Below are 455 nucleotides of genomic sequence, written 5' to 3'. Positions count from 1 at the left end.
CAGCACCACCTTAGAGTTCTGCCCGATGCGGGACAGCACGGTCAGCAGTACGTTCTTTTCCAGCGACTGCGCCTCGTCCACGATCACGAACGAATCATGCAGGGACCGGCCGCGGATGTGGGTCAGCGGCAGGACTTCCAGCAGGCCCCGGTCCATCACTTCCTCCACCACTTCCTGGGACACAAGCGCACCCAGGGTGTCGAAGACGGCCTGCGCCCACGGGTTCATCTTTTCCTGTTCGCTGCCGGGCAGGTAGCCGAGTTCCTGCCCGCCGACGGCGTAGAGCGGGCGGAAGACCACCACCTTGCGGTGCTCGCTGCGCTCCAGCACCGCTTCCAGGCCCGCGCAGAGCGCCAGCGCGGACTTGCCTGTACCCGCCCTGCCGCCCAGCGATACGATGCCCACTTCCTGGTCCGTCAGCATATCGATGGCCAGGCGCTGTTCGGCCGAGCGGC

At 66.4% G+C, this 455-nt stretch carries 1 protein-coding gene; it reads right to left on the bottom strand.

The window, feature by feature from the left end; all coding sequences use genetic code 11:
- Nucleotides 1-455: PhoH family protein (locus AC5RVV_RS18100; protein WP_494002725.1), on the bottom strand; the 455-nt coding region annotated here is incomplete at both ends.

The sequence above is a fragment of the Arthrobacter sp. MDT2-34-1 genome, from assembly GCF_059091365.1.
The sequence above is the reverse complement of the archived record's forward strand: the minus strand, read 5'-3'. Positions and strand labels throughout refer to the sequence as shown.